This is a genomic window from Halomonas sp. A11-A, assembly GCF_003182195.1.
Lineage (GTDB): Bacteria > Pseudomonadota > Gammaproteobacteria > Pseudomonadales > Halomonadaceae > Halomonas > Halomonas alkalicola.
Genome location: NZ_QGTM01000007.1, coordinates 1 through 26,194, shown reverse-complemented (window position 1 = coordinate 26,194; position 26,194 = coordinate 1). Strand labels below are relative to the sequence as shown.

Here is a 26,194-nt window from a genome sequence, read left to right as displayed (position 1 = left end):
GGTGGCGATCCCTGCCGAACACCGCCCGCTCTATCGCGCCTTCATCGATCAGGGGCTGGACTCCTGGCTCGCCCGCCTGCCGGAACAGCTGGCCCGCGGCCTCGACCGCAAGCGCTACGGCGATCTGCCGGCCTGGGAGAAGGCGGTGGCCAAGCTGCCCGACCTGCCCGAGGCTCGCGACGTCCGGTTGGACGTCGATACCGTAACGGTGGATTGCCCCCTCGACGACAGCCGGCGGCGCCAGTGCGAGAACCTGCTGCGCAAGCTCGCGCCGTGGCGCAAGGGCCCCTACCGGCTCGCCGACATTCACATCGACACCGAGTGGCGCTCCGACTGGAAGTGGCAGCGAGTCTCCCCCCACCTGGCTCCGCTGACCGGCAGGCGGGTGCTCGACGTGGGCGGCGGCAGCGGCTACCACGCCTGGCGCATGGCCGGCGCCGGTGCCGCCTTCGTGCTGGTGATCGACCCCTCGCCGCGCTTCTATTACCAGTTCCAGGCGCTGCGTCACTTCGTGGGCGACGCCGACGGCCATCGCACCCACTTCCTGCCGGTGGGCATCGAGGAGGTCCCCGAGGGGCTCGCCTTCTTCGATACGGTCTTCTCCATGGGGGTGCTCTACCACCGCCCCTCCCCGCTGGAGCACCTGCTGCAGCTCAAGGACGCTCTGCGCCCCGGCGGCGAGCTGGTGCTGGAGACCCTGGTGGTGGAAGGCGACGCCACCACGGTGCTGCTACCCGGCGAGCGCTACGCCGCCATGCCCAATGTCTACTTCCTGCCGTCGTCCCTGGCGCTGTGCCAGTGGCTCGAGCGCTGCGGCTTCGTCAACGTGCGGGTGGTGGACGAAGCATTCACCTCCCTGGAGGAGCAGCGCTCTACCGAGTGGATGACCTTCCAGTCGCTGGCCGACTTCCTCGATGCGCACAATCCGAACAAGACCCGCGAGGGCTACCCCGCCCCGCGCCGCGCGGTGGTGATGGCCAACCGGCCCAGATGAGGATTCACTATCGGAACATCTCCAGCAGGGTGGCATGCCAGATGGATGGCGGGATCTCTCCCATCTTACCCAGGACTCGACGCTTGTCGATGCAGCGCAGCTGATCGAGCAGTATCCGTGCCGGCTTGCCCTGAAAGCGCAGAGCGGGTCGGCAGCCAAGTGGCTGCCCCATGCTGGTGACCGGTGCCACGATGATTCTGGGCAGCGCGGCATTCATGTCGTCGGGCGAGATGACCAGCGCGGGGCGGGTCTTGCGGACCTCGGTGCCTATCGTCGGATCGAGGTTGACCCAGTAGACCTCGCCACGGCGGATATCGCGACCTACCACTGCCACTCATCCTCATCCACCTCGGCTTCGACCTGATCCTCCCAGGCCGCCTCGTCGCGACTGGCATCATAACCATTGAACCAGTGACGGCGCGGCTGCTTGACGGGCTCGACCACCAGCCGCTGCCCCTCCAGGTGAATCTCGACCTCATCACTGATCCCCAGCTCAGCCAGCATGGCCGCCGGAATCAGCACGCCTTTCGAATTGCCGATCTTCCTGAGATGTGTGCGCATTTCACGCCTCCAGCCTCGCCGCAGTAGTAATAACTTAGTTATTACTCCCAGCCTGCCAGGATGTCAACGCCGCAGGATCACCAGCCAGCGCCCCAGGTTGAGGATGCTGGCCAGCGACGCCGCCACATAGGTGAAGGCACAGGCGGTAAGCACGAACAGGAAGGGGGCGGCCATCATCAGTACCGCGCCGAGTTTCTCGGCCTGCCGGGCCACTGCCACCAGGCGGGTTCGGGCCAGCAAGGGCGCATACCCTTGATGATGCTGGATGGCGTGGCCCACCTCGTGGGCCGCCATCGTCACTGCGGTAAGCGAGCGTCCGCCGTAGGCCTCCGGCGAGAGCCGCACCCGGCGCGCCTCGGGGTCGTAGTGAACTACTCCCCTTGTAATGAACTACTCTCCTTGTGTAGCGCTCTGCCCGAGGATCCGGACATGATCAAAGCATCATGTTGGGATCGTCCCTATCGAGACGGGTGAAATCCAGCATCCACTTGGGATACATGCGCGGCGGCTCGCTGACCGCATCCAGCCCGGCCACTTCCTCGGGCGTTAGCGACCACGCCACGGTATTGAGGTTGTCCTTGAGCTGCTCCGGCCTGGTGGCGCCAATCAGCACCGAGCTCACCGCCGGCTTGCGCAGCAGGTAGTTGAGTGACACCTGGGCAGGGCTTACGTCGCGCTCAGTCGCGATTCGCTGCACTTCGTCCAAAATGGCGTAGGCGCGGTCCTCGTCGAGCTGGAGGAAGTTCTGTTCTTCCCGGCTACGGCGGCCTTCGTGGGCCTTCGGGTTGTCGCGCGGGTACTTGCCGGTCAGGAAGCCCCCGGCCAGCGGCGACCAAGGCGTCAGCCCCAGGCCCTGGTCCTCGCACAGCGGCACCAGTTCATATTCCACGTCGCGGGCAACGAGTGAGTAGTGGGCCTGCAGCGAGATGAACTTCTCCAGGTGCTTGCGCTCGGAGATCGACAGCGCCTTCATGAGCTGCCAGGCGAAGTAGTTGGAGCAGCCCAGATAGCGCACTTTGCCCTGTCGCACCAGGTCATCGAGCGCCGAGAGGGTTTCCTCCAGCGGCGTCATGAAATCGAAGCTGTGCACGATGTAGAGATCGATGTAGTCGGTGGCCAGACGCTTCAGACTGTTCTCGCAGCTCTGGATGATGTGGTGTCGGCTCAGACCCACGTCGTTGATGTTGGCACTCATGCGGCCACGCACCTTGGTGGCCAACACCACCTGATCACGCTTGCCCTTCAGGGTCTTGCCGAGAATCTCCTCCGAGAGGCCGTGGGAATAGACATCCGCCGTATCAAAGAAATTGATGCCGCCGTCGATGGCGATATCGACCAGGCGCTGCGCCGCCGCCTGATCCAGGCCACCGACCACTTCCCAGTAGCCCTTGGCACCAAACGACATCGTGCCGAAGCACAATTCCGATACCAACAGTCCAGATTGACCCAATTGACGATACTGCATGACCACTCTCCTTTTTATCAAAAGACTCGTGTTCAGCCCCGTTGCCAATCGACACCGACGGACAACGACTCAACCGCTTGAGCATCATGAAACGCCACAGGCGTCTTGTACGACTATATCGCGTGCGATATGATTGTGCAATACACCATATCAGGAGAGGAGCACACGCAATGAACATCCTCTATGAAGCCCATGCCTCGGCCACCGGCGGCCGCAGCGGCCACGTGACCACCGACGATGGCGCGCTGGACCTGCAACTGAGTCTGCCCAAGAGCCTTGGGGGCAGTGGCGGCACGGGCACCAACCCCGAGCAGCTGTTCGCCGCCGGCTATGCCGCCTGCTTCGAGAACGCGCTGATCCACGTCGCCCGGCAGCAGAAGATCACCCTGGAGGGAACCCGCGTCGACGCCACGGTGGGCATCGGGCCCAATGACCAGGGCGGTTTCGCGCTGGCGGTCAAGCTGGCGGTGACCGTGCCCGGACTGCCGCGGGAACAGGCCCAGGCGCTGGTGGACCAGGCGCATGCCGTCTGTCCGTATTCCAATGCCGTACGCGGTAACGTCGACGTCGCGCTGGAGCTGCGCTGAGCCTTCCCCGGAGAATGCCATGAGCGAATTTCATCATTTTCAGGCCCGCTCTCTGCGCGGCGAGCCGGTTCAGCTTTCCCGGTACGTCGGGCAGGTAGCGCTGGTCGTCAACACCGCCAGCAAATGCGGCTTTACGCCCCAGTACGCGGGCCTGGAGTCCCTGTATCGCAAATACGCCGATGAGGGCTTCGTGGTGCTGGGCTTTCCCTGCAACCAGTTCGGCAATCAGGAGCCCGGCGACACCGATACCATCGAAGGCAGTTGCCTTGTCAACTACGGCGTGAGCTTCCCGATGTTCGAGAAGGTCGAGGTCAAGGGGCCCAACGCGCATCCGCTGTTCAAGTGGTTGAGCATGCAGCTCCCTGGCCTCGTCGGTCGCCAGATCAAGTGGAATTTCACCAAGTTCCTGATCGGCCGGGACGGTCAGCCGCTGCGCCGCTTCGCCCCGACCACGCCTCCGGACAAGAACGATCAGCACCTTGCCAAGGCTCTCGGAGCGGCCTGAGATGGAGAGACGGTCACCATCAGCACCTCCCGGCGATGCCCTGCCCGAGGATCCGCTGCGCCTCGATCTTCAGTTGTGCTTTCGCCTGTACGCCGCCTCGCGTCTGATCACGCGGCTCTATCAGCCCATGCTGGAGCCGCACGGGCTGACCTACCCGCAGTACATCGTGCTGATGATCCTGTGGGAAGAGGCGCCCTGCCCGGTGTCGCATATCGGCGAGCGCGCCCTGCTCAATACCAACACCCTGACCCCGCTGCTCAAGCGGCTCGAACAGCAGGGCCTGGTGCAGCGTCAGCGCCGTCAAGATGATGAACGCATCGTCGAGATTCACCTGACCGAGGCCGGCCATGCGCTGCGCTCGCAGTGCGCCTGCGTGCCTACTGAACTGGCTGCCAAGGCGCATTTTCCCCCCAAAAAGATCGAGGCCCTTGCAGCACTGCTGGATGAGTTGCTGGCCGGGTTGCGTGATCCATCGCTGGCTGAGCTGACGGCCGAATGACTGATCACCCGGAGGTCGACCGAGGTGACCTCCGGGTGGATCGAGAGTGGCTATGCCGAATAGGCTGGATAGTCCGTATAGCCTTTGGCGCCGGGCGTATAAAAACTCTCCATGTCCGGTGCGTTGAGCGGCAGGTTCTCGCGCCAGCGCCGCGGCAGATCCGGATTGGCCAGAAAGGCGCGCCCCACCGCAATCAGCTCCGCCTTGCCGGCATCGAGATCCGCCTGGGCGCGCCGGGGGTCGTAGCCGCCGGAGAGGATGACCGGCCCCCCGAAAGCCTCGCGCATGGCGTCCTTGATACGCTCCGGCACCTCCGGCGCACCCATGGCCGAGTGATCCACGATGTGCAGGTAGGCGAGCCCGAGCGTGCCGAGTTGCCCGGCGAGATAGGTGTAGTCGGCGTCCATCTCGGGATAAGGCGGCATGTCGTTGAACACGCCGTGGGGCGAGAGGCGGATGCCGACCCTTGAGGCGCCGATGGCCTCGGCCGCGGCCCTGGCGACCTCCAGCACGAAGCGGGCGCGGTTCTCGATGGGTCCGCCATAGGCATCCGTGCGCCGGTTGGAGGTGGGGCGAATGAACTGCTCCAGCAGATAGCCATTGGCCGCGTGCAACTCGATCCCATCGAAACCTGCCGCCATCGCGTTCTTCGCTGCCTGAACGAACTCCTCGCGGGTATCGGCAATCTCATCGGGGCGCATCTCATGGGGCACAGGATGCGGTTGCGGGCCGGCGTTGTCGGTGTGGATTTCGCCGGCGGCGGCGATTGCCGAAGGCGCCATCAGCCGCGCACCCTCCGGCAGGTTGTTCGGATGGCCGATGCGTCCGGTATGCATGAGCTGGGCGAAGATTTTCCCGCCCTTTGCATGCACCGCGTCGGTGATGGCCTTCCAGCCCTGTACCTGTGCGTCGGAGAACAGTCCGGGGATGCGCGGATACCCCAGGCCGTTGGGTGAAGGGCTGGTGCCCTCGGTGACGATCAGGCCGGCCGAAGCGCGCTGGGCGTAGTAGTCCGCCATCAGGGCGTTGGGGAGGTTGCCGATGGCGCGGTTGCGCGTCATCGGCGCCATCACGATGCGGTTCTGCAACTGATGGCCCGCAACCGTTGCCGGTGAGAATAAATCCCGCTCGTTACGACTCATGTTTTTCTTCTCCTTTGACGATGATGTTGATTTTGGATCACCCGAATCGAAAGGGAATTAAGCTCGAGTCTTTTTGCACAGCTCGGAACACTAACGGCCATGGGCACCCAAACCGCGGGTCAGCCGTGTCTCCGATCCGGTGCCGGCTCTGATCAGCGCTGCGTGATGCCAGCCTCGCGAGCCGGGTCGTCGGACCCGTCATGCTTGCTGGCGGGCAGGTCAGTCTCGGTTCCGGCGCGGGGCTCGGCCTCCGTCGGTGCCGGCGCCCGCATCGCCCCGGTCTCGATCGCGCGCTTGCGCGTGTACAGGAACCGCACGAGCTCGTATTCGAACGGCGACCCGCTCTCGTAATAGCGGAACGAAATCCGCGAACGGGCGTCGATGGCTAATACCGTGCCCAGCACCAGCGCCGAGTCGCCGCTGTACAGATCGGCGACGTTCACCGAACGGTCGATGCCCAGATCGACGCCGGCGCCCAGGCCGTCGCGCAGTGTCGATGGCCCCAGTATCGGCAGCACCAGGTAGGGCCCCTGACCGACGCCCCACCGGCCCAGCGTGTCACCGAAGCTGGTCGGGTGCGGCGACAGCCCGAAGCGGTCGGCCACGTCGAACAGCCCGGCGATCCCGAGCGTGGAGTTGATCAGGAAGCGTCCAGCGGTACGCACGCTTTGGCCGGGGCGCGCCTGCAGCAGGTGGTTGGCGGTGTTGCCGATCTCGCCGAGGTTGCTGAAAAAGTTGCCGATGCCGGTGCGCACCTCGCGGGGGACGACGCGGCGATAACCGGCCGCGACGGGCAGGTGGATCGCCTCGTCGAAGCGGGCATTGAAGCGGTAGACGCCGCGGTTGAACCGGTGCCACGGGTCCCAGGTGTCGAGTGTCGCGCCGAGGTCGGCTGGTGGCGCTGCGGCGGCATCCTCGGGGTCGCCGGAGCCGTCCGGGGACGGAACCTCGCTCGCCCCGGCGGCCACGGGGCCGGGATCAGCTGGCGGCGGGGCGGGCGCGGTACTGCCGGGCATCGATGCCGGCGTCGCGCAACCGGCCAGCAGCCCGATCAGCACCAGGACCGCTGCTCGGTACCCCTGCGTCCCGCTCATGGCTGCCCCTCCTCAGGCGGCCATCGGCCCGCGAGCATCGCCAGCATGTCCTCGATCTGGCGGCGCTCGCCGAGGTTGCCGAGGTGGCCTCCGCTGTCGTAGACGACGATGCGTTCGCCAAGGGTTTCCTCGAGCCAGGCGAGCTCGTCGGCGCCGAGGATCAGGTCGTCGGCGTTGTGCTGCACGTAGTAGTCGGGCCCGTCGCGCAAGGCGTCAGCGATGAGTGTGAGGCTGTTGTCGCGGATCAGCCGTTCGCGCGTCCAGTGCGGGCGGGCATCGAGGTAGAAGGGCGCGAACACGCGCTCGAAGTACTCGCGAAAGGACATCGTGCGAAGCTCGCGCAGGTATCCGTCGAGGCTGTCGCGGACGCGCGGCGGGCGCGCGGGGTCGACGACCACGCCGCTGCGCGCGAACAGGTCGCCGGCAAAGAACAGGTCGATCAGCGCGAGCCGGAACGAGAGCGCGATAGCCGCCGCGAACTCGTCGTCACTGGTCAGCAGCCGTGAGGCGGCGGCGAACAGGAACGATTCGTCAATCGCGACCGTGTCGGACTGCCGGTAGAGCGCAGACAGGTCAGCATACAGTCGCTGGTAGAAGCGCTCGATCGCGTCATCGTTGGCGCCGATGGCACGCTCGAACAGCCGGTCGAGGCGCTCGACCGATGCGAACAGGCTGACCGGCGGGTTGATCATCACCACCCGGTGCACATCCAGCGGCGCCAGCCCGTCGTCCTGGGCCTTGATCACCGCCGCGTGACTACCGCCCAGGCTGTAACCCACCGCGTGCAGCCCCGTGATCTCGGTACCGCGCGGCAAGTGCTGCAGCGACTGGTGGATCGCGCGACGCAGATCGAGGGCATCCTGCGTAAGATCGCCGCCGACCCCGGTGTCCGACGCCGCGACGAGGAAACGCGGCGAGGTCGGAGACGGTACCGTCAGCACGTGGTAGCCGGCCGCGTACAGCGCCCGACGCAGCAGCCGCTGACTGGCGGTGTTCGCGCCGCCGCCGGTGCCGGCGATCACGACGACCAGCTCGGCCGGCTCGGGCTGCAGTGACGCCCACACGCGCAATTTGCGATTGAACCAGTAGAGATCTGGCGTGGGTCGAGCGCCATCGACGCGGAAAGCGATCTCGCGTGCCGGGACGCGCTCGGGCAGCTCGGCGAGCGCGTCGTCGTCGGGTCCGAACACCGTCGCGCGCAGCCCCGCGGAGGTGATCAGCCCCTCGGAGACGCCGCCGGCCGGATAGGAGTCGGGCACGACAGGTGTGTCGGCGGCGCCGGCGGTCGCCGTCGCGGTCGAGAGCAGCAGGCCGACGAGGAGCCCACGCCACGCAACTGTCTGGGTGGCCCGGGGTTTCTTGGTCGGCAACACGGCTGCTCCATCACTCATGCGACAAAATGGCCCTCAACCGTCACGGCAAAGTGATTCAAATGCCAGCATACACCGCTTCTCCTAGCATGTTCAGGCCATGGCGCCGATGGTACGGCGGAAACGCAGGAGCGCGAGGCCGAACAGCGCCGACCCGATGGCGGCGATGGCGAGGAACTGCGGCCAGACGACCGCCAAACCGGCACCCCGGTAGAGGATCGCCTGGGCCAGCATCACGAAGTGGGTGTTGGGCGCGGCCAGCATCACGAACTGGACGAACTCCGGCATGCTCTCGCGCGGCGTGGAGCCGCCCGATAGCATCTGCAGCGGCAGCAGCACCAGCATGAGCAGCAGGGCGAACTGGGGCATGGAGCGGGCGACGGTGCCGAGAAAGATGCCCATGGAGGTGGTGGCGAACAGATGCAGCGCCGCCCCGGCCAGGAACAGCGACAGTGAGCCTTCGATCGGCACCGCAAGCAAGCCCTGCACCACCACGGTCAGGGCGACCGCTGTGGCGGCCAGCACGACCAGCCCCATCGCCCAGACCTTGCTCGTCATGATCTCGAAGGGGGTGACCGGCATGACCAACAGGTGTTCCACGGTGCCGTGCTCGCGTTCGCGGATCAGTGCCGCGCCGGTGAGCACGATGGAGAGCATGGTCACGTTGCTGATGACCTCCATGATGGCCCCGAACCAGGATTGATCGAGTTCGGGATTGAAACGCGCGCGCAGCGCCAGTTCGACCGGCAACTCCGCCACGTCGCCATAGCGCTGTGCGAAGGCGCGCACCTCGTCGCCGACGATGGCCTGGACATAGCCGCTGCCGGTGAAGGCCTGGCTCATGCGCGTGGCGTCGACGTTGAGCTGGATGGTCGGGCGCCGCCCGGCCAGCAGGTCGCGCTGGAAATTGGGCGGGATGTCCAGGGCGAAGGTCGCCAGCCCGGCGTCCAGGCGCGCGTCCATCTCGGCCTGATCGATCAGCTCGGGGGGCATGAAATAGGGTGGATAAAAGGCGCTGACGATGCGCCACGACAGCGGCGACTGATCCTCGTTGACGATGGCGATCGGCGCCTTGTTGAGGGTTTCCGGCATGGCCGTGGCGGCGGTGTAGATGCCGACCGTGAAGGCATAGGTGATCAGCACCAGCATGATCGGGTCGCGGACGAGGCTGCGCAGTTCCTTGATGCCCAGGTGCAGGATATTGGTCAGGCGCATGTGTTAGCGCTCCTGCTTCTTCAACAGCATGGCGGCCAGCCCGAGCAGGATCGGCGCGGCCAGTGCCAGCGGCACGAAGGCAGCCCGGAGGTCGGCAAAGCCCAGCGCCTTCGAGAAGGTGCCGCGGGCGATGGTGACGAAATGCGTGGTCGGGTAGAGCTCGCCGATCACCCGCCCCGCGCCCTCCAGCGACGACACCGGGTCGATCAACCCGGAGTAGTTGACCGCCGGCAGGATGCTCAGCAGGGCGGTGCCGAAGAGCGCCGCGATCTGGCTGCGCGTGAAGGTCGATATCAACAGGCCGACAGCCGTGGCGGCGCCGACATAGAGCAGCGCACCCGCCGCGAGCGTCGCGAAGCTGCCTTTCAAAGGCACGCCGAAGACGGTGACCGCCAGCAGCGTAAGCAACAGGAAGCTCAGGAAGGACAGCACCAGATAGGGAAACTGCTTGCCGAGTAGGAACTCCAGCCGCGTGGTGGGCGTGACGTAGAAGTTGGTGATCGAGCCGAGCTCCTTCTCCCGCACCACGCTGAGCGCCGCGAGCATGGCCGGGATCATCATTAGCAGCAGCGGGATCACAGCCGGCACCATGGCCACCAGGCTTTTCACGTCCGGGTTGTAGCGGAACCGGGTTTCGATGTCGACGAGGCCTGCCAACGCATCGCCGTAGCCGGCCTCGCGCGCCCTAGTGGCCAGCCAGTGGGCATGCATCCCTTGTACATAGCCCTGCACGGTCTCGGCGCGGGCGGGCATCGCGCCGTCGATCCAGGCACCGATCTCGACGGGCCGGCCGCGGGCGAGGTCACGGGCGAACCCGGACGGAATCTCGATGGCCAGGCTCAGCTCGCCGGAGCGCATGCGACGGTCGAGGTCGACGTAGTCGGCGATCGGATCCCGCTCGATGAAATACCGGGATCCGGCCAGATTGAGCGTGTAATCGCGGCTGACCGTGGTCTGGTCACGATCCAGTACCGCGAAGGTCAGATCTTCCACATCCAGGCTGATGCCGTAGCCCATCACGAACATCAAAATGGCGCTGCCAACCAGCGCCAGGGTCAGGCGGATCGGATCGCGGCGCAGCTCAAGGCCTTCATGCAGGGCGTAGCTCGCCATACGCCGCGGGTCGAACCAGCGCCGCCAGCCCTGCGGCTCGGCGTGGCGGGTCGGCGCCGTGCCCGACAGCGATGCGTCAGCCTCCGCTTCCGCCTCCGGCGGCGCATCGCGGCGCGCTTGCGCCGCGGCCTGTTCCAGGTAATGGATAAAAACTTCTTCGAGATTCTCCGCGCCCCGCTGTTCAACCAGTGATGACGGTGCCTCGGTGACCAGCACCCGGCCGGCATGCATCAGCGAGATGCGGTCGCAACGCTCGGCCTCGTTCATGAAGTGGGTGGAGATGAAGATGGTCACCCCGTCCTGGCGCGACAGCTCGACCAGCAGGCGCCAGAAGGCGTCGCGCGCCACCGGATCTACCCCCGATGTGGGCTCATCGAGGATCAGCATCTCGGGCTTGTGGATCATGGCCACCGCCAGCGACAGGCGCTGGCGCAGCCCCATGGGCAGTTGGTCCGGCAGGCTACCCTGCACCGCGCCCAGATCGAAGCGGGTTGCCATCTCCTCGACGCGCCGCGGGATCTCCGCGGCGGGTACCTGGAACAGCCGTGCGTGCAGTTCGAGGTTCTGCCGCACCGTCAGCTCGGTGTAGAGCGAGAAAAACTGCGACATGTAGCCGACCCGGCGGCGGGTGGCCAGATCGTGCGGGTCCACTTCCTGCCCGAACAGCCAGGCTCGGCCTTCGGTCGGCGGCAGCAGGCCGGTGAGCATCTTCATGGTGGTGGTCTTGCCGCAACCGTTGGAGCCCAGAAAGCCGAAGATCTCGCCGCGAGGAATACGCAGATTCACGCGGTCCACCGCGGTAAAATCGCCGAAACGCATGGTCAGATCTTCGGCCTCGATGGCGATGTCGCCGTCGCCCCCGGGGCGAGGCGGGATCTCCACCGCCCGGTAATCGCGGCGCTTTTCCTCCGGCAACAGGCGGATGAAGGCGGCTTCCAGCGAGGTTTCGCCGGTGTGCTCGAGCAGGCGCTGCGGGCTGCCGGTGGCCAGCACCCGCCCACCGTCCATCGCCGCCAGCCAGTCGAAGCGCGCCGCCTCTTCCATGTAGGCAGTCGCCACCACCACGCTCATGCCGGGCTGATTTGCCCGGATCGCGTCGATCAGTTCCCAGAACTGCCGCCGCGAGAGCGGATCCACGCCGGTGGTGGGCTCATCCAGGATCAGCAGCTCGGGATCGTGGATCAGCGCGCAACACAGGCCGAGCTTCTGCTTCATGCCGCCCGAGAGCTTGCCGGCAGGACGCTGCAGAAACGGGAACAGACCAGTGGCACGGGTCAGCGCCTCGACGCGCCGTTGACGCTCGGCCCTGTCATGGCCGAACAGTCGTGCGAAAAAATCGAGATTTTCCCGCACCGACAGGGTGGGGTAGAGATTGCGACCCAGCCCTTGCGGCATGTAGGCGATGCGCGGGCAGGTTCGGCGGCGATGGCCGGCATCGGCCATGTCGCCGCCGAGCACCTCGACCCGGCCGGTCTGAATGGCGCGCGCGCCGGCAATGAGCGCCAGCAGGCTGGACTTGCCCACCCCGTCCGGGCCGATCAGCCCGGCCATGCAACCGGCCGGGACATCGAGGCTAACCGCATCGAGCGCCTGGACTTTGCCATAGCGCACGCCTACCTCGCTCAATCGCGCCACCGGCGGGGCTGCCGGCCCGTTTTCCATCACACGCCAATCCATGTTCATTGCGGCAGCCGGGCCTGCAATTCAGGGGGCCAGTCGATCTGCGGATCGAGTCGCACATAGGCCATGCCCGGCAGGCCGGTCTTGACCTGATGCAAATGCTGTTTAAGCAACTCAGGGTCGATGCGCACCTTGATACGGAACATCAGTTTCTGGCGCTCCTCCGCCGTTTCCACGGTTCTGGGTGTGAACTGGGCGACATCGGCAACGAAGGAGACCTGGGCCGGGATCACGTATTGCGGGACGGCGTCGAGCACGAGCCGCGCTTCTGCGCCGAGCGCGACGCGACCGGCCTGTTCCGTCGGCAGGAAAAAGGTCATGTAGACATCGCTCAGATCGACCATGTTCAGCACCACGCCGCCCGCCGGCAGCACCTCGCCGGGCTGAGCAACCAGGTACTGCACGCGCCCGTCACGGGGCGCCTTGAGCTCACTATCGGCGATATCGGCGGCGATGCGCTCGATGGTGGCGCTGACCGCGGCGACCTCGGTCTCGGCGGAGATCACCTGGGCGCGCGCGGTACCCAGTGCGGCTTCCGCCCCCGCCCGCTGCGCCCGAGCGGCGGCCACTGCGGCGCGGGCGCCTTCCAGGCGGGCGCGGTCATCATCGAGCGTTTGCTGGGAAATGGCATCACGGGCAGCCAGGTTTTCAGTACGCACGAAGCGCGCCTGGGCGCCGCGACGCTCTGCCTCGCGCTGAGCGATGAAGGCTGTCGCCGCTTCCAGCTCCGCTTCGCGCTGGGCGACCAGACTATGCGCGGTCTGCACCCCGATGCGGGCGCGCGCCAACCCGGCCTCGGCCTCGCGCAACTGCGCCTGAAGGATCTCGATGTCCATGCGCGCCAGCACCTGACCGGTGCTCACGAAGTCGCCCTCCTGGATCAGGATGTCCGCCACTCGCCCCGGCGCCTTGGTGGCGATGTCAATCTCGGTGGCCTCGATACGGCCATTGCCGCTGGTGATTCGCCCCTCAAGTGCCTCATCATTGAAATACCGCCAAAGGAACAGAACGAATACCGCTCCCAGGCCAAGTATCAATGCGCCCGTGCCCCATTTTTTCAACGTTGCGTTCAATGACATCATCCTCCATGCCATATCTCAGTGATCAGCAAGCACCTTTTTGAATTGCATTGCGATGCCCACTACCTGGCTGGTCGCCATTCAGCTCATTGTCGCCAGGAGCCTGTCGGATTGGGGAGCATGAATCGTAGCACCAATGCCATCACGCTGGTTTTCGCGCCGGGTAATCGGCCAAGCGACTGGAAGGACGCTGTCGACTCTCCCTGCGTCGATTCTACCTTCGTCATGCGGGGCCAGGCGAGGTATCTTCTCTCCACCCGCACCTCGATCCTGCGGCTATCTCCACCAGGCGAGCTTCACGGCGGGCAATCTCGGCGGGGATATCCATGCCGTCGCTCGCCTCGTCCCTGTCCGCTGACTCGGCCCGCTCGGTCAGCGCTTTCACTTACGCCCTAAACTGCGCCTCCCGCTTCTTGGCGTGTTGGCGTGTTGGCGTGTTGGCGTGTTGGCGTGGCCATACGGCAGAGCCTCATGCCTGCTGGCGTTGGCCATGAACCTGGTGCCGTCCAGGACGATGGTACCGAGCTTGAGCAGCTTCATCACGCGGAGTCGGTCTGGTCATCTACGGGGATGAAGAGACTCACGGCGACGTTCCCGTTGTGGCGGCATGTCGGGAGCATCTCACGTCGTTACCGACAACACGGCGGACTGCTAGCGCCTGAGGATGACCAGCCAGCGCCCCAGGTTCAACACACTCGCCAAAGAGGCGGCCACGTAGGTGAAGGCGCAGGCGGTGAGCACGTGGCGGGCGCCGGGCATGTCGTAGGGCGGTACGTACTCGCGCAACAGCGGCAGAGCGCGATTGAAGCTGGCGTCGAACTCCACCGGCAGGGTCACCAGGTGCACCAGCGCCGCGGCGCCGAAGCTGATCACCGCCGCCGCAATGACGATGGCGAGCCCGCCGGGCAGGCGGGTCAGGATGAACAGGAAGGGTGCGGCCATCATCAGCAGCGCACCGAGCTTCTCGGCCCGCTGCGCCACGCCCACCATGCGCGCCCGAGCGATCAGCGGCGCATAGCCCTCATGATGCTGAATGGCATGCCCCACCTCATGGGCGGCCACGGTCACCGCGGTGAGCGAGCGGCCTTCAAAGTGCTCTCGGGAGAGCCGTACCCGGCGCGCCTCCGGGTCGTAGTGGTCGCCCTGCTCGGTCATCTCCACCTCGACCCCCTCGATGCCCAGGCGCCGCAGCAGATGGTCGGCCAGCTCGGCCCCGGTGCCGGGATAGTCGTCGCGGCCGCGGGCGTGGCGCGCCAGCACCCACTTGGCCCAGACGTTGGGCAGCACGAAGATGGCCAGCAGGAAGGCGATCAGCAGCACGATCATGGCGTATCGGGTCTCGCTTCAGCGTCTTGAATTTGGACCAAGCCTACCCGTTTCGGGTTCATGCGTCGCCTGTCCCGGCCCCCAAACGCCGCCGCCCCGGCCAAGGGCCGGGGCGGCGTATGCGACACGGCGCTTCAGACCGAGGCGGAGGCCGCCTCGACGTCGCGCAGCAGGGCGTCGAAGGGCACCGAGGCCTTGACCCTGGGTGTGACCGACTGCACCTCGCCGCCGCTGTCGTGATCGCGACCGATAGCGTACTGCACCGCCTCGACGGCGCTCTTGCCGTGGTCGATGGCGGCCAGCGCCCACTTCCAGCCGGTACCGTAGGCGACGGGGCCGTTGACGGGAATGCGCACCAGCTTGTTGAACATCTCGAAGACACCGTCGGGGCCGGCGATGATCATCTCGACCCGGCTGACGTTCGGCTTGTCGTTACGCGGTGCCCCGGCCTGCAGCCACTCCAGCACTTCCCACCACTCCTGCTGCTCGCCAGCGAAGGCAACCCACTCGCCGTTGTCGAGCTGGAACAGCTTCTGCGCATGGTTGTAAGTCGAGCCGTTGACACTGATCAGCGAATCCGTCGCAAGCGTCGTTCCATCCCATACGATTGTGGTCATGCTGGATACCTCGGGGTGATGAAGGGCGCGGACCTCAACGAAAATTTAAACGAGGCCCCTGCGTCAGGCGCAGGGTAGGAGCGAAATACGCAAGAAATCGACACACAGAATAACGAATTTGTAACCCACCAAAGCGATGGAGTAGCGCCCGGGGGCAGCGCCAGATCAGCCCATGAGTGCGACCTAAAGCTGCGACGTCCGGCGCACCCGCTCCAGGCCTTCCTCTCCGATCAACCCCTGAGCGCAGGCATGCTCGGCCATTGCGACGCTATCCTCGGCCAGCACCAGCTCGCAGCCGGTATGGCTGATCTCTTCGCGCAGCGCCTGGATGGCCCTCTCTCGGTCAGGCTTACGCTCGACCCGGCGAATGTACACCGCCCGGATTCGCTCAGGGAATTCATGCACGATGCGCGCATAGACCTCCGGGTCGTGCTGCCCGCTGTCGCCGATCAGCACGCAGGGCAGCTCATCGCGCATCTCCAGCATGTGCTGGATAAGATCGTACTTGTGGTCTTCCGCGCGACGCGGCCAGGGCTTGCGCCATGAAATGCCCCACTCGCGCAGGAACAGGATCGGCCCCACGGGAATACGGTTGAGCTGGAAGAACTCCTCGAGCATCTCGTAAATGCTCCAGGGGCCGCGAGAGACATAGAGAATCGGCCTTTTGGCCTTGCCGCTACGGCCCACGTGCAGCGCCTGATAGAACGCCGCCACGCCGGGAAACGCCATGCGCTGATGGGCCTGCTTGACGAATAGGCGATGCAGCATGCGCAGCTTGTTGGCCACGCCGGTGTACATCACCGTGTCGTCGATGTCGCTGATCACCAGCAGGTCGGCTTCGGCCGGCGGAATGTATACCTCGGTGAAGGAGTGCACCGGCTCCACGCCGGGCAATACCACGTGCAGCTCCGCATGGTGCCAGGCGCTGTCCGGCGGCAGGGGATGCTCGATCGGCAGGAGTACGTCGAAGTAGCCGTCACGGTCGGTGGTCACCGTGGTGACGTTCTCACCCAAAGTGACCTCGACGGTGACCTGCGGCAGCCCGCGGCGAAAGACCCGCCGAATCACATCGGCCAGATCGCGCAGCACGCCGTAGCGAGGTATCACCTCGCCCAATGCGGCCTGACGAAACACGCGGCCCATCAGCAGCACCTCGTGCCGGGAGCCGTAGCCGCGATAGGGGTGCACCACGTAACCGCCCTGTCCGTGATCGCGCCGCATGGGGCGGGCGGCAATGCGCAGCAGACGCCGGAGAAGGCCGCTCATGGGCTCCCCCCAAGCAACGACAGCCGATCCTGGCAATACGCCATCGTTTCCTCCCTGAAACTCGACAGGGTCCGGCTTACGCCGGACCCTGTCTATAGTGTGGAGGATCTTATCGCAGAATCAACCGCCTAGGCTTCGCTTGTACTGACCTACTTTAGCAGGTCGCGTACGTCCTTCGCCTCCCAGTGCGGGAAATGGCGGCGCACCAGCGCATTGAGCTCGAGCTCGAAGGCGGCCCAATCCACCTGATGACCGCTGCCCCCCGCCGCCTCGGCAGTATTTCGCACCATGCCGGCGCCGACGGTAATGTTGGAGAGGCGGTCGATGACGATGAAGCTGCCGGTACCCGGGCTCTGGTCGTAGGTATCGAGCGGCACCTCGGCGGTCAGCTCGACCCGGCAGCGAGCGATGGCATTGAGCTCGAGCCGGTCGGCCGGATGTCGCTCCAGAGTGTTGACATCCCTCTGGTGGTGAATCGTCTCCACACGCCCTGCCACTGAGCGACCGGCCAGACGAATGTCGTACTGCCGGCCCGGCGTCAGCGGCTGCTCGTGCATCCAGACGATGTCGGCATCGAAGGCGTTGGTCAGCGTGACCTCGGCGTCCTCGGCCACGATCCAGTCGCCGCGGGAGATGTCGATCTCGTCCTCCAGGGTGACGGTCACCGCCTGACCCGGCCACGCCGCTTCCAGATCGCCATCGAAGGTCACCACACGCTCGACCCGACTGGTCTTGCCCGAAGGCAGCGCCTTGATCGCTTGGCCCGGGCGCAGCACACCGGCTTCCAGAGTACCGGCATAGCCGCGGAAGTCGAGGTTGGGGCGGTTGACGTACTGTACCGGGAAACGCAGATCGGTGAGGTTGCGGTCGCGACTGACCTCGACGCTTTCCAGCAGCTCCAGCAGCGCCGGGCCCTGTTCGCCTGCGACTTGGTACCAGGGCGTACGGTCGCTGCGGTTGACCACGTTGTCGCCCTCCAGCGCCGACATCGGCACGAAGCGCAGATCCTTGACCGAGAGCTGCTCGGCGAAGCGCCGGTAGTCGGCAACGATCTCGTCGAAGCGCGCCTGGGAGAAGCCCACCAGATCCATCTTGTTCACCGCGATGACCAGGTGCTTGATGCCCAGCAGGTCGGCGATGAAGCTGTGGCGCCGGGTCTGGGTCTGCACCCCGTAGCGAGCGTCGATCAGAATGATCGCCAGGTTGGCGGTGGAGGCGCCGGTGGCCATGTTGCGGGTGTACTGCTCGTGCCCCGGGGTGTCGGCGATGATGAACTTGCGCTTGTCGGTGGAGAAGAAGCGGTAGGCCACGTCGATGGTGATGCCCTGCTCCCGCTCGGACTGCAGGCCATCCACCAGCAGGGCGAGGTCGACCTCCTCGCCGGTGGTACCCACCGTCTTCGAGTCACGGGTGATCGCGGCGAGCTGATCGTCGAAGATCATCTTGGAGTCGTGCAGCAGCCGGCCGATCAGGGTCGACTTGCCGTCGTCGACGCTGCCGCAGGTGATGAAGCGCAGCAGGTCCTTGTTCTCGTGCTCGTGCAGGTACTGCTCGATATTGTCCGCTATAAGCGTTGACTGATGGGCCATGTCGATACCCCGGAAAACGGTAAACAGGCGCTGAGAGAAACGTCAGCGAGCGATGGCCAGACAAGGCGAACAGCGGCGAAAGAGCGGAGTTTACGGTAGTAAATGAGCATCTTGAGCCGTTGTTCAACGCCGTATGGCCGAGCGCAGCGAGGTTTCGCCAGCGGCTAGAAGTAGCCCTCGCGCTTTTTCTTCTCCATGGAGCCGGCCTGGTCATGGTCGATGGCCCGGCCGCTGCGCTCACTGGTGCGGGTCAGCAGCATCTCCTGGATGATCTCGGGCAGGGTGGCGGCGGAGGACTCCACCGCGCCGGTCAGCGGGTAGCAGCCCAGGGTGCGGAAGCGCACCGAACGCTCCTCGGGCACCTCGCCCTCGGCCAGCGGCAGGCGCTCGTCGTCGACCATGATGAGCATGCCGTCTCGCTCCACCACCGGGCGCGGGGCGCTGAAGTAGAGGGGCACAATGGGAATGGATTCCAGGTAGATGTACTGCCAGATATCCAGTTCGGTCCAGTTGGAGAGCGGGAAGGCGCGGATCGACTCGCCCTTGTTGACCCGGGCGTTGTAGAGGTTCCAGAGCTCCGGGCGCTGGTTCTTGGGGTCCCAGCGGTGGAAGCGGTCGCGGAAGGAGAAAACGCGCTCCTTGGCGCGGCTCGCCTCCTCATCCCGGCGCGCCCCGCCGAAGGCGGCATCGAAGCCGTACTTGTCCAGGGCCTGCTTGAGGGCCTGGGTCTTCATCACGTCGGTGTAGCCGCTGGAGCCGTGGTCGAAGGGGTTGATGCCGGCGGCACGCCCCTCCTCGTTGGTGTGCACCAGCAGCTCCATGCCCGCCTCGGCGGCCATGCGGTCGCGGAAGGCGATCATCTCGCGGAACTTCCAGGTGGTGTCCACGTGAAGCAGCGGGAAGGGCGGCGGGCCGGGATAGAAGGCCTTGCGCGCCAGGTGCAGCATCACCGAGGAGTCCTTGCCGATGGAGTAGAGCATCACCGGGTTGCGGAATTCGGCCGCCACCTCGCGCAGGATGTGGATCGACTCGGCCTCAAGCTGCTGCAGGTGGGTCAGCCGCTGGGGCGACAGCGCCGGGGGGGCGCTGCTCGCCTGGGCAGGCGACGCTTGGGTCGCGGCGTGAAGAGTGGTCATGGCCCGGCTACCTCGCATGACGGTGGGCATGGAAATCATGCCCTCGAGGGTAACGCCGGACCGTTATTACTCAAAAGAATTAATAGCGATCTTTTTATAGCCAATAATCAAAGATCGACCCGTTCTACCCAGGTCACGAACTCCTCCTCGCCCAGGTCCACCACCCGATAGCCGGGGCGCGAGGCCTCGTCGATGGCGAAGGTCTCGGCACCGGCCAGAAACTGGTCGGTGGTGGAGGGGCAGCCGAAGACCGCCACCTCGCCATCTTCCAGGCGCTGGTGGCTGGCGAAGGCCTGATGGATATGGCCACAGAGGATGGCGCGCACCTGGCGGTAGGCGGAGAGGGTCTGCCAGAAGGCCTCGCGATCCTTGAGGCCCAGGGCATCGATCCATGCCGACCCCACCGGCAGCGGCGGATGGTGCATGGCCAGCAGGGTCGGCCGGTCGTCCTCCTCCAGTCGCGCGGCCAGCTCGGCCAGGCGCTCCGGGCCCAGCTCACCATGAGCCTGGCCGCTGACCCGGGTGTCCAGCATCAGGATGCGCCAGGCACCGATATCGAGCTCGTCGAGCAGCTCGCGGGTCTCGGCCATCAGCGCCGGGTCATCATGGTTGCCGGCCAGCCAGAACCAGGGGGCGGCGAGCCGGCCCAGGATACGCGCGGCCAGCTGGTAGGAGGCGGCGGTCTCATCGTTGCTGATATCGCCGGTCACCAGCACCACATCGGGGCGCTCGCGGTTGACCGCAGCCACCACGGCCTCCAGCTGGCGCAGCGGGAAGCCCGCCCGGGCGCGGGCGGCGGGGTCGGCGTGCAGGTGGCAGTCGCTGATCTGGACCAGTCGCATCATCGAAGGGGCTCTCGTTGGGCGCCGGTGAGCGCAGCGGGTTCAGGGAAGTGGCGTCAGGAGAATTCGGGCAGGTCGCGCGAGTGGCCATGGGCCAGCCCATGCTCCAGCCACTCGCCGAGAAAGCGGTTGAGCTGCAGCTTCTCGTCGGGCTGATGCATGCGCGAGTTGGGGTAGCGGTAGCGGCCATCGAAGTGGCGCTGGCGCTGGAAGTCGGTGACCTCCGCCATGCGCACGTCGTGGTAGAGGTGAACGCGCATGCGCGGGGCCTCGATCAGCGAATCGAGCACGCCGCGCTGGGTGACCCTCACGATGCTGGTGTAGGGGGCACGCTCCAGCAGCGTGAGGCTGAGCACGCCCAGCCAGCGGCCGTCGCTGGCCAGCTCGATCTCGCGGGTCTCGCCGACCTCGAGATCCCCCAGCAGGCGCACCAGGCGCAGGAAGTTGATGCTGCACTCCCCCTGCAGGCTCCTGAGATCGGTCACATAGGCACTTCGCCGCACAGCATCTCTCCGCACACTCGCTCCCTAGTCTATCGTCTCGCTCGCAGTGAGGCCCGCTCGACGGCCAGCCACTGCAGGGCGATCAGGCACATGGCATTGTCGAGTCGCCCGGCCTGCAGGAGTTCCCAGGCCCTGGCAAACGGTAGCACATGCACGCGGATATCCTCGTGCTCCTCGTCGAGGCCATGCACGCCGCCCAGCCCCTCGCTGTCGACCAGGCCGCAGAAGAGGGTGACCCGCTCGTCGCAGGCGCCGGGGCTCGGGTAGTAGGTATGCAATGGAATCAGCTCGCCCACCCGGGCGCCCGCCTCCTCCACGGCCTCGCGCCGGGCCACCTCGGCGGGCGACTCGCCCTCCTCCACCAGACCCGCCACCACCTCGAGCTTCCAGGGCGAGACGGGATCCTCCAGGGCGCCGGCGCGGAACTGCTCCACCAGCACCACGGCGTCGCGCTCCACGTCGTAGAGCAGCACACCCACGGCGTCGTGGCGGCGATGCACCTCGCGGGTCATGGTCCCGCTCCAGCCCCCCTCGAAGAGCCGATGGCGCAGCTGCAGTGCCTCCAGGCGAAAGAAGCCCTGATGCAGGCAGCGGCGCTCCAGCAGCTCCACGTCGGCGCGGGTGAAGGGCGCCGCCGCGGCCAGGTCCGGGGCCCGTTGGACGTCACTCATGGCGCTCTCCGCATGCACAAAGTGGCCATTATCGTGACCGGGGGCACCGATGCCAAGCCGCCCCCGCCCCTCGCGACGACTCAGAGCCGCTCCAGCAGCGCCCGGGCCTCCTCGCGCAGCGCCTCGTCGGAGGCAGCGCGATCGGGGCGGGCTTCGCCTGCCAGGGCGCGGCGGGCATGCTCCCGGGCCTCCTCGGTGCGCCCCTCGTCCTCCAGGAAGGCGGCGTAGTAGAAGTTGACGTCGATGCCGTCGGGGCGAATGGAGAGCGCGCGCTGGAACATCCGCTCGGCGGTCTCGCTGTTGCCGAAGCCCACCGGGCGGCCCGGGGCGCGGTCGTAGAGCGCCCCCAGGGTGACGTAGGCCGAGCCCGCGGCACCGTCGGGGTCGAGCTCGACGGCGCGCTCCAGGGCATCCCGGGCGCTACGCGCGCTGGAGAGCGCTCCCAGGCCGCTGCGCTCACGTGCCCAGGAGGCCTCGATGATGCCCTGCCACACCAGCGGCATGGCCTCGTCCGGGTGGTCGGCCACCAGGCGCTCGGCCTGGCCGGCCAGCGACCTCAGGCCGCTGCCGCGCTGGCCCTGGGCCTGTTCGGTGATCAGCCGCTCCCAGTGGCTCTTCATGCCCTCCACCCGGGCCTCCCAGGCGTGGGCTGCGGCCAGCGGCAGGGCGGCGAGGCCCAGGCTCAGACTCAGGCCCATGGCGGTATTCAGCAGGCGACGTCGAAACATGGCGAAACTCCTTTGCGGGGTGTTGTGGTTGTTGGGGTCGCCCCGGCAATGTAACGAACGTTTGAATGATTCGCCAGCCGGCGTGGCTCCGTTTCCCCCCTTGCCCTCCCCCCCTTGGCCACCCCGGGCGCATGGCGTATGGTCGCGCCAGACGCAAGCGTGCGAGGAAGAGCATGAAAGGCCGCAACATGACCCGCTGGCGCGACCCCGCCAAGGACCCGCGCCAGGAACCCAAGAGCCACCTGATCACCGCCGAGGGCGCCGAGCGGCTGCGCGGCATCCTCGACCACCTCTCCCGGGTCAAGCGCCCGGCGCTCTCCGCCAAGGTGGGCGAGGCCGCTGCCCTTGGCGACCGCTCGGAGAACGCCGACTACACCTACAACAAGAAGGAGCTCAACCGGGTGATCGCCCGGATCCGCTACCTGACCAAGCGGCTCGACGAGCTGCAGGTGGTGGATCGCCTGCCGGCGGATACCGGCAAGGTCTATTTCGGCGCCTTCGTGACCCTGGAGGACGAGGAAGGCGAGGAGATGGCGATCCGCATCGTCGGCCACGACGAGATCGACCCGGCCAAGCGCTGGATCAGCGTCGACTCGCCCTTGGCCAAGGCCCTGCTCGGCAAGCCCCTAGACGAGGAGGTGACAGTGGCCGCCCCCGGCGGGGAGACCACCTACGTGATCACCGAGATCGCCTATCGCGATCCGGAGAAGTGAGCGCGCGCCTGATCAGCGCCTGGCTCAGGTCGACAGGATCGCCCGGTAGACCCGGAAGCGGCGGTCGTCGGCGAGGAGCTCGAAGCCGCCGAAGGCGCGTTCGAGCAGGTCCGGGTAGGGCAGGAAGGCGTTGGCCACGAGAAGCAGCTGGCCGCCCGGTTTCAGGTGCGCCGGCGCCTCCTCGATCAGCCTCGCCGCAGGGCCGTAGTCGATGGCGCGCTCCTGGTGGAAGGGCGGGTTGCTGACGATGGCATCGAAGGTGCGCCCCCCCAGCGCCGAGTAGACATCGCTTTCCAGCGTCTCGCCAACCAGACCATTGGTTGCCAGGCTGCGCCGGGTCGCCTCCACCGCGAAGGCGTTGACGTCCACCGCCGTGACCGCCGCCCCGCGGCGGGCCAGCCAGGCTGCCAGGATGCCGTCGCCGCAGCCCATGTCCAAAACATCGCCCGGCCCATCGCCCACCGGCAGCACGGCAGGCAGCGTCGCCAGCAGCAGGCGGGTACCGTCGTCCAGCTTGCCGTGGCCGAAGACCCCGGGGTGGCTGGCCAGGAGCAGGCGCTCGGCGTCCGGCTCGACCTCGAAGGCGCTCCAGGCGGCATCCGGGTCGATCACCACCCGGCCGAGGCGAGTCTCGAACAGCGAGCAGCGTCGGGCGCTGTCGCGCTTGCGGCAGCCGAGCCCCAGCGCGGCCAGCACCTTGAGCACCCGCTTGATACCGCCCTGATTCTCACCCACCAGCTGCAGCGGTGTACCCTCGGGCAGAGTGGCGCAGAGCCACAGCAGCCACCACTCCCCCAGGGCATGGCTCTTGGGCCAGAACAGCACCGCGCCCTGCACCTCCCTCTGCCCCTCCCCCTGCGGCGCTTCCTCGGCGCTGCCCGGCAGAGAATCAAAGGGAGAGTACGCAGGACGCCCGGCGGCCTGCCACGCCTGGCGCACCGCAAGATCGGCGCTGATCGCCAGGCCCTGTCCTCCTTCCAGCCAGGGGTCCCGAGGCGGGGCCACCCACCACCAGCCGCGGTAGTCCGCTTCCTGGCGGGCCAGCAGCTGGCAGGTGGGGGTCAGGGCTTTGGGGGTATCGGCATTCATGTCCCGGGCTCCTCAGCGGGCGGGGTGGGGGAAACGGGGCGCACCAGGGTGTAGAGCAGATAGCGCCCCAGGCGCCAGTGGGGATCGACCCGGCAATAGCGACGCTCCAGCGCCAGCAGCGCCTCACGGTCGGCGTCGTTCTGCGGCGGATGGCGGAGGTAGTCGTTGAAGATGCGGATGCCGGCCACGCCGCGGATCTCAAGCCCGCACTCAGCGCTCCAGGCCTCGACCTGGGCGTGGGTGAGCGGCGAGATCGGCGTCAGGCGCAGGCGCTCGCCCTTGCCCTCCAGGCGGTCGGCCAGGGCCTTCTCCAGGTTGCCCTTCACCACGTTGGAGAAGCGCAGGGCGTCGCGGTTGAAGACCATCAGCGAGAGCTGCCCACCCGGTGCCAGCAGGCCCGCCAGGGTCGCCAGGGCGGCGCGCGGGTCGGCCAGCCACTCCAGCACCGCGTGGCAGGCGATCAGCGACCAGGGGCCAGGGGCCACCTCGGGCAGCACCTGCAGCGGCGCCTGAATGAGCGTCACCGGCTGGCCAGACAGGGATTCCCGGGCCCGGGCCAGCATCTCGGCGGCAGGCTCGGCCAGGGTCACGGCGTGGCCGCGCTCGGCGAACCAGCCGGCCAACTGCCCCAGGCCACCGCCCACGTCGAGCACCGGCTGGTCGTGAAGCGCCAGCATCTCCGGTAGCAGCTGGTCGAGCAGCGCCAGGCGTAGCTCGCCCCGCACGCCGCCGTAGAGGCTCGCGGCGAACTTCTCGGCCAGGCCATCGAAGTGGCGGTCGCCCTGGGCGGAGAGCGGCGAGACGGCGAGGCCAGGTGGCCTGGTGTGAGGACGCTGGGACATGCAGAGGGCTCCGGCGGTGTCGCCGGGCATTCTACCCGAACTTAGCCGCCTGGCGGTCGCGGCAGGGGGCGGGCAACGAACGACCGAGGCCAACGCTGCGGCAAGGTAACACAGCACGATTGCCCCCGGCGCGGTTTCACTCGCCGCCGACTTTCCCTATAATGCGCAGCGCTCGGCCCCCTTAGCTCAGCTGGATAGAGCGTCCCCCTCCTAAGGGGAAGGTCTCAGGTTCGAATCCTGAAGGGGGCGCCAGCCTGATCAACGGCTCGCGCTGATAGCGCCAGTACCGGCTCAGTCAAGAGCTTCCCCGCCCCAATACGTCCCAGCCAATAGACATGCTAAGCAAGCGAGCACCTGCGCTGCCTGCTCTGGTGGTCCCATGCATGACCCTGGCTTGACGCCTTGGTCGCGAATCGCCGCGACACCCCCTTGCCGTCGATATCCGGCTGCAGGATTAAAGTTGCGATTGAAGACGCCGATAACTGCTAATCAAGCATTGATGGTCGTTCGACTCCCCTCCCTGCACCAGACGTTGGAACCCAGCGGATGCCCTATACCGAAGCCAAGGAACATGCGCCAGGCCAGCTGCACGGGATCTTCATCGATCCCTACGGCGCCTTCGACAACACCACCACGGAGCGCCTGCTGCACCTGAGGGTCGCCATGGAGGTGCTGATCGGCCGCCCGCTTACCGAAGGAACGCTGATCCTTCGCGTGATTCACGGCTGGGAGAACGGCGGCTGTGACGCGGCGGAGCTGCGCCACAGCGACTACCCCATCGCTTCCCTGGAGGAGCTGCACGACATCGAAACGCGCTACCGGCTCGCCCTGGAGCAGCTGACCCCCTGGCCCGGCACGGCGGGAGAGCTGCTGGCCGCCCCCCTTGCCGAGGCCATTCGGGGGGCCGAAGCGGAGGGGCTATCGCTCGATCAGGAGACTCGCCAGACGCCGTCGCGCTGGCCGGCCTTCCGCCATGGTCTGTGGCTCTACACGCTGTTCAAGGTGTACCACCGCCTGGCCTACGGCGAGGATGACCCCTACCGCACAAGCCGTGTCCGCCTGCCGGAAGGCGAGCGGGAGGTGCACGAGTTTCACCTCGAAGAGGGCGAGTTCGCGGTGATGGCCCCGGTGGATGGCGCTCCCGGCGAGCACCTGCTGGTGCTCCACCCCAGCCAGCTGGCGCCGGTGCTCACCCTCCTCAAGGACACCCTGGCGGCGGTAAAGTAGCCAGGCAGGCCAACCTTCATGGCGGCGGCCCCTGCTCAGGCAGCTCGAGATCGCAGGCCGCAGTGTCCCGCCACGCGTGCACAATGATTCATGTTTCCCCCTGCTCGGCCCTCAGTGCCGTGTGTCTTTCGTTATAGTGATATTTTGACGTCCTCCCCTCCCTCAGCTGCTTAGGCAGCTGCCGCCAACGGCGAAAAGGAAGGGGATTCCTACGGCGCTCAGGCACGGCATTGAGCCATCCCTGAATCGCTTCGGTGGGTTCCTGCTGCTGGCGGCCTTACTGCACCACTCACTTCACAGGCTAGCCGGGCGTGCCCCGCCCTTAATACATTGATGGCGCC

26 protein-coding genes, 1 tRNA gene and 1 pseudogene are annotated in these 26,194 nt (G+C 66.5%); 7 read left to right on the top strand and 21 right to left on the bottom strand.

Annotation, left to right across the window (positions count from 1 at the left end):
• Window position 1 precedes the first annotated feature (1 nt).
• Window positions 2-994 carry a tRNA 5-methoxyuridine(34)/uridine 5-oxyacetic acid(34) synthase CmoB gene (gene cmoB / locus DER72_RS07160; protein WP_110069310.1) on the top strand — a complete coding sequence of 331 codons (993 nt, stop codon included), beginning with the start codon at window positions 2-4 and terminating at the stop codon, window positions 992-994.
• Window positions 995-1,001: 7 nt separating this feature from the next.
• Here cmoB and DER72_RS07155 read toward each other — a convergent pair whose 3' ends face one another.
• The 4 genes and pseudogenes from DER72_RS07155 to DER72_RS07140 form a co-directional block, all read right to left on the bottom strand.
• Entirely contained in the window at window positions 1,002-1,328 is a 327-nt protein-coding gene (locus DER72_RS07155) for a type II toxin-antitoxin system PemK/MazF family toxin (RefSeq protein ID WP_200825229.1), read from the bottom strand.
• Complete coding sequence (locus DER72_RS07150; protein ID WP_103968360.1) at window positions 1,316-1,555, bottom strand: AbrB/MazE/SpoVT family DNA-binding domain-containing protein; 240 nt, start codon at window positions 1,553-1,555, stop codon at window positions 1,316-1,318. The genes DER72_RS07155 and DER72_RS07150 overlap by 13 nt, the downstream gene beginning before the upstream one ends.
• 63 nt (window positions 1,556-1,618) lie before the next feature.
• Window positions 1,619-1,924, bottom strand: a pseudogene (locus tag DER72_RS07145) (zinc metallopeptidase); the annotation flags it as partial.
• A 64-nt stretch (window positions 1,925-1,988) separates the two neighbouring features.
• Window positions 1,989-3,020: an aldo/keto reductase gene (locus DER72_RS07140; RefSeq protein WP_110069309.1), complete on the bottom strand. Its 1,032-nt coding sequence runs from the start codon at window positions 3,018-3,020 to the stop codon at window positions 1,989-1,991.
• Window positions 3,021-3,190: 170 nt separating this feature from the next.
• Here DER72_RS07140 and DER72_RS07135 point away from each other — a divergent pair, with 170 nt between their 5' ends.
• The 3 genes from DER72_RS07135 to DER72_RS07125 are packed head-to-tail and all read left to right on the top strand — an operon-like array spanning window position 3,191 to window position 4,611.
• Window positions 3,191-3,607, top strand: a complete 417-nt coding sequence (locus DER72_RS07135; RefSeq protein ID WP_110069308.1) for an organic hydroperoxide resistance protein — start codon at window positions 3,191-3,193, stop codon at window positions 3,605-3,607.
• A 19-nt stretch (window positions 3,608-3,626) separates the two neighbouring features.
• The gene (locus DER72_RS07130; RefSeq protein ID WP_103968357.1) at window positions 3,627-4,112 is read left to right on the top strand and encodes a glutathione peroxidase; all 486 of its coding nucleotides are present in this window, start codon (window positions 3,627-3,629) and stop codon (window positions 4,110-4,112) included.
• 1 nt (window position 4,113) lies between these two features.
• A complete protein-coding gene (locus DER72_RS07125; RefSeq protein ID WP_110069307.1) occupies window positions 4,114-4,611 on the top strand; it encodes a MarR family winged helix-turn-helix transcriptional regulator in 498 nt (165 codons plus the stop codon).
• A 50-nt stretch (window positions 4,612-4,661) separates the two neighbouring features.
• On the opposite strand, the gene DER72_RS07120 is transcribed toward DER72_RS07125, so the two are convergent.
• The 15 genes from DER72_RS07120 to DER72_RS07050 all read right to left on the bottom strand — a co-directional run bounded on the left by DER72_RS07120 (window position 4,662) and on the right by DER72_RS07050 (window position 21,982).
• Entirely contained in the window at window positions 4,662-5,753 is a 1,092-nt protein-coding gene (locus tag DER72_RS07120; protein ID WP_110069306.1) for an alkene reductase, read from the bottom strand.
• 152 nt (window positions 5,754-5,905) lie between these two features.
• Window positions 5,906-6,847, bottom strand: a complete 942-nt coding sequence (locus tag DER72_RS07115; RefSeq protein ID WP_103968354.1) for a VacJ family lipoprotein — start codon at window positions 6,845-6,847, stop codon at window positions 5,906-5,908.
• A complete protein-coding gene (locus DER72_RS07110; RefSeq protein ID WP_146064582.1) occupies window positions 6,844-8,220 on the bottom strand; it encodes a hypothetical protein in 1,377 nt (458 codons plus the stop codon). Before DER72_RS07110 ends, DER72_RS07115 begins: the two co-directional genes overlap by 4 nt.
• A gap of 90 nt (window positions 8,221-8,310) precedes the next feature.
• Window positions 8,311-9,432 (bottom strand): ABC transporter permease, encoded by a 1,122-nt coding sequence (locus tag DER72_RS07105; protein WP_103968352.1) that lies wholly within the window; start codon window positions 9,430-9,432, stop codon window positions 8,311-8,313.
• Between the two features lie 3 nt (window positions 9,433-9,435).
• Entirely contained in the window at window positions 9,436-12,207 is a 2,772-nt protein-coding gene (rbbA, locus tag DER72_RS07100) for a ribosome-associated ATPase/putative transporter RbbA (protein ID WP_181395622.1), read from the bottom strand.
• Between the two features lie 17 nt (window positions 12,208-12,224).
• Window positions 12,225-13,304 carry an HlyD family secretion protein gene (locus tag DER72_RS07095; protein ID WP_235014199.1) on the bottom strand — a complete coding sequence of 360 codons (1,080 nt, stop codon included), beginning with the start codon at window positions 13,302-13,304 and terminating at the stop codon, window positions 12,225-12,227.
• Between the two features lie 651 nt (window positions 13,305-13,955).
• Window positions 13,956-14,630 (bottom strand): zinc metallopeptidase, encoded by a 675-nt coding sequence (locus DER72_RS07090; RefSeq protein WP_103968349.1) that lies wholly within the window; start codon window positions 14,628-14,630, stop codon window positions 13,956-13,958.
• Window positions 14,631-14,764: 134 nt separating this feature from the next.
• Window positions 14,765-15,247, bottom strand: a complete 483-nt coding sequence (locus DER72_RS07085) for a 20S proteasome subunit A/B (protein WP_103968348.1) — start codon at window positions 15,245-15,247, stop codon at window positions 14,765-14,767.
• A gap of 183 nt (window positions 15,248-15,430) precedes the next feature.
• Window positions 15,431-16,513, bottom strand: a complete 1,083-nt coding sequence (locus DER72_RS07080) for an App1 family protein (RefSeq protein WP_103968347.1) — start codon at window positions 16,511-16,513, stop codon at window positions 15,431-15,433.
• 149 nt (window positions 16,514-16,662) lie between these two features.
• On the bottom strand, window positions 16,663-18,102 hold the full coding sequence (gene cysN, locus DER72_RS07075; protein ID WP_110069305.1) for a sulfate adenylyltransferase subunit CysN: 1,440 nt from the start codon (window positions 18,100-18,102) through the stop codon (window positions 16,663-16,665).
• Window positions 18,103-18,266: 164 nt separating this feature from the next.
• Window positions 18,267-19,238, bottom strand: coding sequence for a sulfate adenylyltransferase subunit CysD (cysD, locus tag DER72_RS07070; protein WP_258306234.1), 972 nt, complete (start codon window positions 19,236-19,238; stop codon window positions 18,267-18,269).
• Between the two features lie 107 nt (window positions 19,239-19,345).
• The gene (locus tag DER72_RS07065; protein WP_110069407.1) at window positions 19,346-20,080 is read right to left on the bottom strand and encodes a phosphodiesterase; all 735 of its coding nucleotides are present in this window, start codon (window positions 20,078-20,080) and stop codon (window positions 19,346-19,348) included.
• A 56-nt stretch (window positions 20,081-20,136) separates the two neighbouring features.
• On the bottom strand, window positions 20,137-20,583 hold the full coding sequence (locus tag DER72_RS07060) for a DUF1249 domain-containing protein (protein WP_110069304.1): 447 nt from the start codon (window positions 20,581-20,583) through the stop codon (window positions 20,137-20,139).
• A gap of 29 nt (window positions 20,584-20,612) precedes the next feature.
• Window positions 20,613-21,254, bottom strand: a complete 642-nt coding sequence (locus tag DER72_RS07055; RefSeq protein ID WP_110069303.1) for an NUDIX domain-containing protein — start codon at window positions 21,252-21,254, stop codon at window positions 20,613-20,615.
• A gap of 80 nt (window positions 21,255-21,334) precedes the next feature.
• Window positions 21,335-21,982, bottom strand: a complete 648-nt coding sequence (locus tag DER72_RS07050) for a hypothetical protein (RefSeq protein ID WP_110069302.1) — start codon at window positions 21,980-21,982, stop codon at window positions 21,335-21,337.
• 173 nt (window positions 21,983-22,155) lie between these two features.
• Between DER72_RS07050 and greB the strand changes: the two genes are divergently transcribed.
• On the top strand, window positions 22,156-22,695 hold the full coding sequence (gene greB, locus DER72_RS07045) for a transcription elongation factor GreB (RefSeq protein ID WP_110069301.1): 540 nt from the start codon (window positions 22,156-22,158) through the stop codon (window positions 22,693-22,695).
• Between the two features lie 24 nt (window positions 22,696-22,719).
• On the opposite strand, the gene DER72_RS07040 is transcribed toward greB, so the two are convergent.
• Entirely contained in the window at window positions 22,720-23,784 is a 1,065-nt protein-coding gene (locus DER72_RS07040) for a methyltransferase (RefSeq protein WP_110069300.1), read from the bottom strand.
• Window positions 23,781-24,626, bottom strand: a complete 846-nt coding sequence (locus tag DER72_RS07035; protein WP_110069299.1) for a methyltransferase domain-containing protein — start codon at window positions 24,624-24,626, stop codon at window positions 23,781-23,783. The genes DER72_RS07040 and DER72_RS07035 overlap by 4 nt, the downstream gene beginning before the upstream one ends.
• Window positions 24,627-24,801: 175 nt before the next feature.
• Between DER72_RS07035 and DER72_RS07030 the strand changes: the two genes are divergently transcribed.
• Together DER72_RS07030 and DER72_RS07025 are read left to right on the top strand one after the other, a co-directional pair.
• Window positions 24,802-24,878: transfer RNA gene (locus DER72_RS07030), tRNA-Arg, on the top strand.
• Between the two features lie 294 nt (window positions 24,879-25,172).
• Complete coding sequence (locus tag DER72_RS07025; RefSeq protein WP_110069298.1) at window positions 25,173-25,853, top strand: hypothetical protein; 681 nt, start codon at window positions 25,173-25,175, stop codon at window positions 25,851-25,853.
• Window positions 25,854-26,194 lie beyond the last annotated feature (341 nt).